Below are 9,742 nucleotides of genomic sequence, written 5' to 3' on the forward strand. Positions count from 1 at the left end.
TGGCTTCGTCTATCCAGATGCCGTATTTAAACCAGAATAAGCGGTGGATGGTCATGACGGTGTTCCAAACTTTAGCGGATTCTCTCTGCAGGCTTCTGGCCAGTTCCTCCTCATGGGGTTTAAGACGAAGAGGGAGCTTTTCTACCAGCACGTCACCCTGCTTTTGTCCTTTACCCTTTTTAGCTGCGGTATTGCGTTTTAACTGACTCAGCTTTTTTCACCTCCTTCGCGTGGGACTTTTGAGCTTCGATATATTTGCGAATAGTTTCAGCGCTAACATTACCGGCAGTACCGATATAGTAGCCCCTGCTCCAGAAACCGCTGCCCCAGAAGTATCTCTTTTTCAAGGCGGGAAAGGCGGCGAATATCCTGTTGGCCGTAATGCTTTTGAGCCGCTTGACGATCTCTGTTGGAGCCACGGTTGGAGGAGCGGAGAGAAAAATATGCAGGTGGTCCGGCATGGCTTCCATCTGGATTAGATCATAGCCGTAAGTAGCACATATTTCTTGAACAACGTCTTTAATTGCTTCCGCGACATCATCCTTAATCACTTTATGGCGATATTTGGGGCAAAAAACGATATGGTAGTTGATGTTGTACACGCAATGGTTAATTTTTCTTTTCATAATTTTATTTTATCACAAGAACGGAAGTTTAGTTGATTTGTTTAATTTTACCGCTCAAATGCGCCCCCCTTCTTCCTACCCTACAAGGGGGTAGATTTTCGGGGCGGGCTCTATAAAGCCGGCAGTTATCGCCCACGGCGGTAAACGGGCCGATGAAGCAGTTTTCCACCACGCAGTCCCTGCCGATAATGGCCGGTCCCCTGAACACGCTGTTTTTCACCACCGTGCCAGCGCCGATTTCCAACCGGCCGCTTAAGTGACTTGCCGCATCTACTTCGCCCTGGATATCCAGCCTGGCGTAAGCATCCAGCACCGCCCGGTTGGCCTCCAGGATATCGTCCTTCTTGCCCGTATCCAGCCACCACCCTCAATCTTACGGGCGGCCACGTTGTAACCCATGTTCAGAAGCTCCTGGATGGCATCGGTAATTTCCAGCTCTCCCCGCCAGGAGGGTTTGAGGCCCTCAATGGCCCGGTGGATGACCGGGGTAAAGAGGTAGATGCCCACCAGGGCCAGGTTTGACGGCGGATCTTTAGGTTTTTCCACCAGCCTCACCACCCGGTTGTCGCCGTCCAACACCGCCACGCCGAAAGCCAGCGGGTCGGCCACTTCTTTTAATATAATCAGGGCCGGGAAACCATCGCCCAGAAAATCCTGCACCGCTTTTCTAACCCCGCCCTGGATGAGGTTGTCATTCATTCCCTATAGTAATACGCCGATAGCGAAGCTTAAATGCATCTCGCCCTCCTTCCATAATATCGCATATTTCATTCCGTATCTTTTCTTTTTGGAGACTTCCTTCGCACCGTTTATAAGTCTGACCATTTATCATAAATAATGAAACAACATATTCAGCATCGCCATTAACTACAATATTAGCATTATGAGTAACCACAATAACCTGGCGATTAGGCTTAATTTTTCTAAGCTGGGTCACGATAAGGTTATAAATTAGCTGGTTATCTAAATCATCTTCTGGTTGATCAAGTATAATCGGTTCATCACCATACAAAAACAAAAATGCCAATAATGCTGCCGTTTTTTGGCCTGGTGAGCCCTCCCTTATAGAGCGAAAATCGCTCCCATTCGAGGTTGTACTATAACGTACTTCCAAAGAATCTTCGGGGAACCAGCAATCCAGATAATCGAAAGTTTCTGGAGGACGTTTTTGTAGATAATTGACGAAACGCGAGTCTTTAGCCTCATAATCACAGGCCTGTCCGGTGGCAATACATCGTATCTGATTTTTTATTATTTCGATACCAGCCTCAGGATTTTCCCAGGAGATTTGGCCCAATAATCCTTCACCGTCTATACTCCCAATGTCTCTTTCGAAACCACTTTCACGACCAAGGATTTCACGTAGTTCTTTCTCAACTGTTTCCTTAGCAGCATATGGAATCACCTCAATTTGTACATAAGGATTGTTACGTAAAACATTATTTAAAAATCTTTTTCGACGTTCAGTAAGTTCCCTGCGTAATTCTATTAACCTGGCTTTACTTTGAGTCTTTTGGTTCTGTATATCCTCGAGATTTCGGCGGCGTAAATCCATGTCTTTAATACGATCTTCTAGGTCCTGAAGCCTTTTAACGAGCATACTATAATCGTCTGGATTATTAACTCCTTGTTCTTTCAATTTATCAGTTAATTCTTTGTATTTCGCTTCGGCTTCTTCAACGCTTTTCATCCATATTGAACCTGTTTTAATTTGTAACCATTCATTCCATATCCGATCAGCTTCTGCAGCAAGTTCCTCAACTTTATTAGCAATTGACTTTAAACGCTCTGAAATCTTCCCTATTTCATCAAGGATATTTCTTTCCAGTGAATCTCCCGGTTCAAAAAGATTGTCCTCAACTAGAGGTGGTATGATTTCCCGAGCAATTGAACGAATTAAATTACCTGTTTTAGCCCAGGATTCCTCCCACTTTTCAAGTCCATGCCGTTGGCGGAGTCGCCGATGGTATATTTTTAATACATTTGCATGCCCCAACTTCTCAAACAATTCCAGTTTACGCTTAGTATCTTCAAATTCCCCTTTAAGTCGTATTTCTCCAGCAAGGCCGGCTTCTATTTCCCGAGCCCGAGCGCAAAATGAGAGATATCGCGTCCGTTCTTCCCGCCACTGTTCTTCCCAGGTATGATAATCTACTTCTGGAGCTTCATCTATAATCTTTAATAGTGAATGTGGATCCCGTGCCAATTCAAAGATTTGTTTTTGACTATAAATGCGTACTGGAAACCGTTGAATAATATCGCCTGTGGTATTTACCCAGGTTCCATCTTGTTGCTCTTGTTCAATCGAGGCAATGTTATTATTTTGGTTCCATTGGATTCGGAAACGAGTTTTATCCTTCTGGTAGAGAACCTTAATCAAGGTATTATTAGTTAAAAGCCCGTCTTCCTCACGTGACTGATATGCTTTATAATACTTTTCAAAATCTCCCTTTAAAGTTTCAGGTATTTCCTGTTTCCGCTGTAGAGCTAAACGTAAGAACTCGATCAATGTAGATTTCCCAGTACCTCGGCCGCCGATAATTGCATTAAGCCAGGGATTAAAGCGGACTTTAAAAGACTCTCCTCGTCCCATATATCTAGCATTGGATACTTCAATTTCCTCAATAAACAAAGGGCTATGGTCATTAGGATTACCGGAAAAGTTATCAGAACGTTTAACAGATAGCGGCCCGTCTAGAAGAGCTAACCGAAGCCCCTCAAGGCTTGGCTTTTCCATTTTAACCCAAGTAAAATGACTACCGGGAGATTTTGGGCCACTGGGATGGTGGGCATCCGAACCAAGTACTTCCGTCCAGCAAAGGTTCTTATCAATGTATAACTGCGGTTTGCAGTAATTTGCATCATATACCTCAATTGCGGATATGCAATTAGAATCTAAAATCTGTTCAAGTGTAATGCCGGAAAACTCATGGAATATTCCTTTTGATTGATCTACGTGGGCAGGAATAACTATACCGCCTAATTCTACAACTTTTTTAGCAATATCTATAAAGGAAGACTATAATGGACCCATAGGTTAAGACACAAAAACAAAAAAATTAAGCTATAATGGTGACATGGAAAAGAGAAAAAAATTTACAGCTGAACAAAAAGCAAACATCGTGTTGGAAATGCTCCGTGGGGAGAAGACAGTAGCCGAGATCGCTGCTCAATACGAAGTCCACCCCACCCAACTACACCGATGGAAGGCTGAGGCCATAGAGAACCTCCCTTCCCTTTTCACCCGCGGCGCCAGCGAACTGGAAAAGATGAGAAAGCAGTATGAAGCCGAGAAGGAGGAACTGATCAAGCAGATCGGCCAGTTGACCATAGAGGTCAATTGGTTGAAAAAAAAATCTGCTGAACTCAACGAGCGCCGTCGAAAGACGTGAAATGGTGGAGCGTCATCACCCCGAAATCTCAGTAAAGAGGCAGGCGGAACTTTTAGACGTCAACCGCACCAGCATATACTACAAGCCATCGGAGGAAGCAGACAAAGACATCGAGCTAATGCACCAGATAGACGAGATCTACACCCGTTGGCCGCATTACGGCTACAGGCGGATCCGGGCAGTGTTAAGGGATATGGGCTATGTAGTCAATAAAAAGCGCGTGCTGCGGCTAATGCGCCGGATGGGGATAGCCGGGTTATGCCCAGGTCCCAACCTGAGCAAGCGAAATCATCAAAACCATACATATCCCTATCTGCTGAGGGGCGTAAAGGCCGAAAGGCCCGACCACATCTGGGGTATCGACATCACCTATATCCGGATGAAAGGCAGTTTTATGTACCTGGTAGCCATAATCGACTGGTATTCACGCTATATAGTGAGCTGGGAATTATCCCAAACACTGGAGCGGTCATTTGTAATGCGAGCGCTTAAGAAAGCGCTGGCAGTGAGGAAGCCGGAAATCATTAACAGCGACCAGGGCAGCCACTTTACCTGCAGCGAGTACATTGAGCTTTTAAAAAGAAACGGGATACAGATCAGCATGGACGGCAAAGGCCGTGCAACCGACAATGCCATTACAGAACGGTTTTTCAGGAATCTGAAGTGGGAAAAAATCTATTACGAAGAGTACCGGAAGCCCCGGGAAGTATACCGGGCGGTACGGACCTATATTGACGAATACAACTTTGAGAGGCCACACCAGGCCATTAACCACCAAAAACCGGCAGACTTATATTTCGGTCAGCTCAAGCTTGCAGAGACTACATTAGTCACCATGTAACAACTAATAACAGGTAAAAGCCATAGATAAATGGCAATTATCAACAAATATGGCAACTTGCAATAAAGAAGAAGGGAGGATAGTATAGCTTAATTTTTTCAAAAAAATGTCTTGACAACGGGGAGCACTACAGACTGTGTACATGTGTCACTTGAGCCTTTAGTTCCTAAAAAATTTGCGGTTCCCAATAACGTATCGATATCCGAGGTGCCTTTTTGAGGATCAAGGATAACAAGGATATGAACTCCTCCATTGACTGTCAATTCCACACCTGGGAATATATAAATAGGCCGAAAATCAGGATGATTTTCTTCCTCTAATGTTTTCAATGACTCCTTCAAGCGATCAATCCATGCCCCGCTATTATGGTCGGTAATAGCCACACAATCAATACCCGCACGCATATAGTCCAGTAACCACTCTTCCGGTGTCCGTTGTCTTAGATTAGACTGGTCTGGTCCTTTCCCGTAATCTTCGGACGCCGGAGTATGAGCGTGAAAATCAAATTTCCACCAGCGAGAACCAACCCATGCATATTCGTTCATACTTTCACTCCCCATTATTTCCGGACTCGCCGGATGCTGTGATGACAAACTTCCCGCCTTCATGCAAAGCCCGCCACAGAGGGGCGGCCACCACTAAAGCCACCACCAAATGGGCCAGGAAGTAGGCTATACCGATGCCGTTTAAGCCGAATATCTCTAACATTAAATCGCCTAAACCAAGGGCCAGGACGGCCAGGGAAAGAGTCTGGCAAATAATCAAAAACACCCGTTTCTTTACCTGGTTGACGGTGATATAAAGCTGGTTCACGCACTGGGGGATAACCGCCAAGGCTAAAAACCTTATTACCACGGTCCCTTTTTCCGCGTATCCGGGGCCAAAAAAGTGTAAAAACCATCTGCTGAGGATAATCATGGCTACAACCGCGGGTACTGACAGCAAAAGGGCAATGCCCAGGGCACGCCGGCCATCCCTTCCCAGCCGCCGCTGATCGTGGGACCCCTCAGCAAAAAGGGAAGAAGCCAGGCCCGAGGGAATAACCGATAGAACCCCGTTCATCATCCAGGCGATATAAAAATAGGCGCTGTTTTCCGGCCCCAGGGTATTAAGCACCATTAGGGGGTAGATAAAAAAAGGAGCGCCGTTTAACAAATTGGCCAGGTAATTGGCGGATGAATACGGCAGTACCTGGGCTAATAGCTCCTTATCCCACGCCGGTCCCGGGCGGTACCCTTTATAAATAGAAGGTAAAAAGAAGTACCACGCCAGGATGTTTCCCACCAGCACCGCAACACCCGTGCCGGTAAAGATACCAAAACCTGCCAGGAAAGCAAAAACAAATACCGGCAGGGGCAGCTTAAGCAAGCTGACAAGAGTATTTTTCCAGAACACATAGACGGCCGCCCGCCCCGCAATGAGAGATTGATCAATGAGGGCAGATAAGGCGGTAGCAATAGAAAAAACAACAAAACAGCCCGCGAGCCAAACGCTCTTCCCAACGAAACCCAGGGCAGGCGACCAGTGCCCCAACCCGAGTAAATAAACAAGGGAGCCCCCAAGGGTTATACACCCGACCAGAGTAAAAGAAGTATTTATCAGTTTGCCCGCTTTATCTTCAACCTGAGGGATAAACCGAACCAGGCCCACCCCCAGCCCCAGGTTAGCCAATGAGCCGATCAACCCCGAGGCAGCGATAAAAGCCGAACCTATACCCACCTCTGCCGGGGGAAAAAACCTGGCCATGATGTTCCAGAATACAAAACCCAGCAGGGAAGTAGTTACAGTATTGAGCATCAAGTAAAACGCATTACTAAAAAGGGTAGAGTGCCAGGCCCTGCTTATAAATGCAAAAAATAACTCTGTTAGCGTAGATAATCGCGCTTCACCCGAATATTTCACAAAGGCCATCATCTTCCCTTAATATAAGAAATCTGAGTTAAAAATAAGCATCGCTAAGAAAGAAGGCAACTTCGAGTTAAGAATGTAATGGCTTATAAAGCCGTCATCATTAATGGCCAACCGCCTAAGGCCCTACGCTTTATAACAGGTTAGACCAGGGATGCCAAGGAGCATGAGCTCCACGCCGTTGGGAAATACAAAAGCTTTGATCCGTACCCATACTTGCGCCAAAGCAACCCCGGAGGCCGCAGTTCACCCTCGCATACAAACAAGGTTAATCGTTTCTGACGTATAATTATCACCAGCTCCACAAAAGGATTAACAATCAAATACCGGCCACTCGATATTACGATGATCTTACTGATAAAGGTTTAAAAACATTCACGAATTTAAACACTGGAATAGTTTACGTAGGAAAAATTACTCCATATAGGATAATCCTTTTCTAACCGCTAGGAAAATTTCTAATTCGGATGATTGATAACTATGCTTAAAAAAACATATCCCATTGTAAAATACTATCAGCTTCAATATCTACTTTTGCCATGCGTCCTATCAATAGGTCAAAATTATCGGCGGAAATACCTGTGCCCGGTCTTTTAGCTGTAATGTTGTTAGCAGTAATTTGCTGACCTTTTTTGATCTTTGTCTTAGCAACTAAACTTCTCCGCGCATAACAGCGTGCTTCCATTTCTCCGGGCAAGATTTTCCTCATTTCTGTTCCTAGTGCTAACCAGATGTTCTTTACATTTTCCACAAAAAGTGCCAAATCATCAGGATCCATTGCATGATAATGATCATTCCCCAGTAATGTTTTATCCAAAGTAAAATGCTTTTCGATTATAGAAGCTCCCAAAACAGCAGCAGCAGTAACTATAGCCATACCTTTATCTGGTTTTGTATGATCTGAATAACCAACTATGCAGTCTGGAAAAACTTTTTGTAGGTATTTAATCGATCTTAAGTTTGCCTCTGAATAATCCGTAGGATAATGCAAGATACAGTGCATAAGAGCTATCTGACTGGCTCCATTATTTTCCAAAACATCAACAGCTCGAGCTATCTCACTAATTGTCGAAGCGCCTGTTGATAAGATAACAGGTTTATTTTTGCTAGCAATATGTCGTAAAAACTGAATATGCGTTATATCGGCAGAGGCTATCTTATAAGCTGGTATAAACGGCTCAAGGAAATCGGCAGTTTCTTCATCAAATGGGGTGGACAAGAAGATAATCCCATTTTCTCTACATACTTCTGCCAGGTGTCTATATTCATCCGGGCCAAAATGGTCGTACTGCATAAAAAATTCCCGTTGCGATTTAGTTTCAGCCCAATATGCTGGTGAATCCGCTACAGCTAATTTCTCCGCTTTATATGTTTGAAATTTTATTGCATCAGCGCCCGCACTTGCCGCTTCTTTAATCATAAGCTCGGCTGTTTTCATGCAATTTTCATAATTAACACCAGCCTCGGCAATAATAAAAGGACGTTCCCCAGAACGAATAATACGGTCAGCAATAATAATTTCAGGCATTATTCAATCTCCTTCTCCTGACGTTTATTTATTCGCCATTTATCATAAATACTGAGTATCTCATGTATTACATTATCAATTCCATTTTTTAAATTAAAACGTAGGAGGTTTGCGCGCATTTCTTCTCGTCTTTTGCGATTACTCATTAGATCACATATTGTTGTAACTAATTGCTGGTCGTTAACTACAGAGGCTAAACCTAGATCAACTGCACCGCCGCTAATACGTGCAAATGTATGAGCCATCTCCCTGGAATTTTGGCTGATAGTAATCATTGGTACTCCCAATGAAGCTAATTCAAACACAGTTCTACCATTAGAAGTAATTGCTAAACCAGCCTGTTGCATAAGGGTAGATATTCGTGCTACTTGAAAATAAACATCAATGTTTTCAAATTTTTCTTTAACTTTATGAACAATTTCTTTGATCTTATTAAGCCTAGGGTTTCCAGGGCCAACTATAATATGGGGCGGCTGGCCCCCGTCCTCTCACACCACCGGACATGCGGTCTGCATCCGGCGGTTCACCAAGCTTGACGAAGATAAGAATAGCGTTCGGTTAAGCTCATGAGGCCCTGGGATTGCCAGACGGGTCACAGCCGAGGAAGAGGAAGCCGGCCTGGATCTTTCCCAGCACGGCGAAAGCGCCTATCCCGACACCGGCCTGGCAGCCCTGGATGTGGCACAAGGTAAACGGGTTACCGCCCCGGGAGAACTGGCGGTAAATTGGATGGTGAGCCAGGGTAACCCGGCCGGAACCGGTCTTTTCCGCCAGGAATAGACGGACAACACAGCCCCGTGGCGGCCCGGTAATCGAACACGGTGCGGCTACCTCCCCCGGGAAGTCTTTCCCGGGCTTACTTTCGGAAACAGGGCTTGCCAAAAGCACGGTGGTAGATTATATTAATATTGACAACCATATATGAAAAAATGGACAGGTGCCCCCGGGAGGGGGAGAATAGGGAAGTCCGGTAACCGTCTTTTCAGGCGGCGATCCGGCGCGGTCCCGCCACTGTGAGCGTGGAGTTGGCGATATAACGCCACTGGGATAGTTCCCGGGAAGGCATCGCCAAACGAGGAAGCGTGAGCCAGGAGACCTGCCTGTCCATGTGACCTCTCACCTTCGCCAGGAAAGGGGAGAAGCAACCGGGGATGATGGTAAAGTCCCCAGCCGGAAGACGGCTGGGGACTTTTTTGTGCGCCCGGCATGGGCGTTAACTTGGTGGTGAAAGTCCACTGCAGGCGAGGCAGCACGAGTCTGCTAGCCAAAGGCAAGGGTGCCCATCGCGAGGTGGGATCCGGAGGAAGCCGGAGGCAAAGTCACGGCCCGATGAACAAGAACCCCATAGGAGGCTAGACCATCCGGATGAGCTGGCGAAACACAGCGAAATCCCAGGCTGCCAAGGGATGGTAGAGTATATGGGGCGGGCGCGGGGCGAAGGTTAACG

The 9,742-nt window shown here is 45.8% G+C and carries 10 protein-coding genes and 1 riboswitch; of the genes, 1 reads left to right on the forward strand and 9 read right to left on the reverse strand.

Going from position 1 to position 9,742, the window contains the following annotated elements:
- Window positions 1–179: 179 nt before the first annotated feature.
- Genes tnpA through FLZ89_RS05495 form a run of 4 tightly spaced genes read right to left on the reverse strand, consistent with a single transcriptional unit; the run spans window position 180 to window position 3,636 of the window.
- Window positions 180–626, reverse strand: coding sequence for an IS200/IS605 family transposase (tnpA, locus tag FLZ89_RS05485; protein ID WP_141304590.1), 447 nt, complete (start codon window positions 624–626; stop codon window positions 180–182).
- Between the two features lie 28 nt (window positions 627–654).
- Window positions 655–939: a hypothetical protein gene (locus FLZ89_RS15920; protein WP_216363850.1), complete on the reverse strand. Its 285-nt coding sequence runs from the start codon at window positions 937–939 to the stop codon at window positions 655–657.
- The gene (locus tag FLZ89_RS15925) at window positions 897–1,325 is read right to left on the reverse strand and encodes a sugar phosphate nucleotidyltransferase (protein ID WP_216363851.1); all 429 of its coding nucleotides are present in this window, start codon (window positions 1,323–1,325) and stop codon (window positions 897–899) included. Before FLZ89_RS15925 ends, FLZ89_RS15920 begins: the two co-directional genes overlap by 43 nt.
- Window positions 1,318–3,636 carry a TrlF family AAA-like ATPase gene (locus tag FLZ89_RS05495; protein ID WP_373995616.1) on the reverse strand — a complete coding sequence of 773 codons (2,319 nt, stop codon included), beginning with the start codon at window positions 3,634–3,636 and terminating at the stop codon, window positions 1,318–1,320. Before FLZ89_RS05495 ends, FLZ89_RS15925 begins: the two co-directional genes overlap by 8 nt.
- Before the next feature lie 67 nt (window positions 3,637–3,703).
- Between FLZ89_RS05495 and FLZ89_RS05500 the strand changes: the two genes are divergently transcribed.
- Window positions 3,704–4,859, forward strand: a protein-coding gene (locus FLZ89_RS05500) for an IS3 family transposase (RefSeq protein WP_172613460.1) whose coding sequence is annotated in 2 segments (ribosomal slippage) — window positions 3,704–3,975 and window positions 3,974–4,859 — 1,158 coding nt in all. Because the reading frame shifts where the segments join, the coding sequence is not laid out codon by codon here.
- A gap of 98 nt (window positions 4,860–4,957) precedes the next feature.
- On the opposite strand, the gene FLZ89_RS05505 is transcribed toward FLZ89_RS05500, so the two are convergent.
- From FLZ89_RS05505 to FLZ89_RS15655, 5 genes are all read right to left on the reverse strand, one after another.
- Window positions 4,958–5,404, reverse strand: coding sequence for a PHP domain-containing protein (locus tag FLZ89_RS05505; protein WP_141304593.1), 447 nt, complete (start codon window positions 5,402–5,404; stop codon window positions 4,958–4,960).
- Window positions 5,405–5,408: 4 nt separating this feature from the next.
- On the reverse strand, window positions 5,409–6,656 hold the full coding sequence (locus FLZ89_RS05510) for a lipopolysaccharide biosynthesis protein (RefSeq protein WP_172613461.1): 1,248 nt from the start codon (window positions 6,654–6,656) through the stop codon (window positions 5,409–5,411).
- Between the two features lie 595 nt (window positions 6,657–7,251).
- Window positions 7,252–8,295: an N-acetylneuraminate synthase family protein gene (locus FLZ89_RS05515; protein ID WP_141304595.1), complete on the reverse strand. Its 1,044-nt coding sequence runs from the start codon at window positions 8,293–8,295 to the stop codon at window positions 7,252–7,254.
- Window positions 8,295–8,759, reverse strand: coding sequence for a glycosyltransferase (locus FLZ89_RS05520; RefSeq protein WP_141304596.1), 465 nt, complete (start codon window positions 8,757–8,759; stop codon window positions 8,295–8,297). Before FLZ89_RS05520 ends, FLZ89_RS05515 begins: the two co-directional genes overlap by 1 nt.
- 100 nt (window positions 8,760–8,859) lie before the next feature.
- Window positions 8,860–9,183 carry a hypothetical protein gene (locus FLZ89_RS15655; RefSeq protein ID WP_172613462.1) on the reverse strand — a complete coding sequence of 108 codons (324 nt, stop codon included), beginning with the start codon at window positions 9,181–9,183 and terminating at the stop codon, window positions 8,860–8,862.
- A 30-nt stretch (window positions 9,184–9,213) separates the two neighbouring features.
- A riboswitch (cobalamin riboswitch) is annotated at window positions 9,214–9,413 on the forward strand.
- Window positions 9,414–9,742 lie beyond the last annotated feature (329 nt).

It is taken from the genome of Moorella sp. E306M, assembly GCF_006538385.1.
Taxonomy (GTDB): Bacteria; Bacillota; DSM-521; order Neomoorellales; family Neomoorellaceae; genus Neomoorella.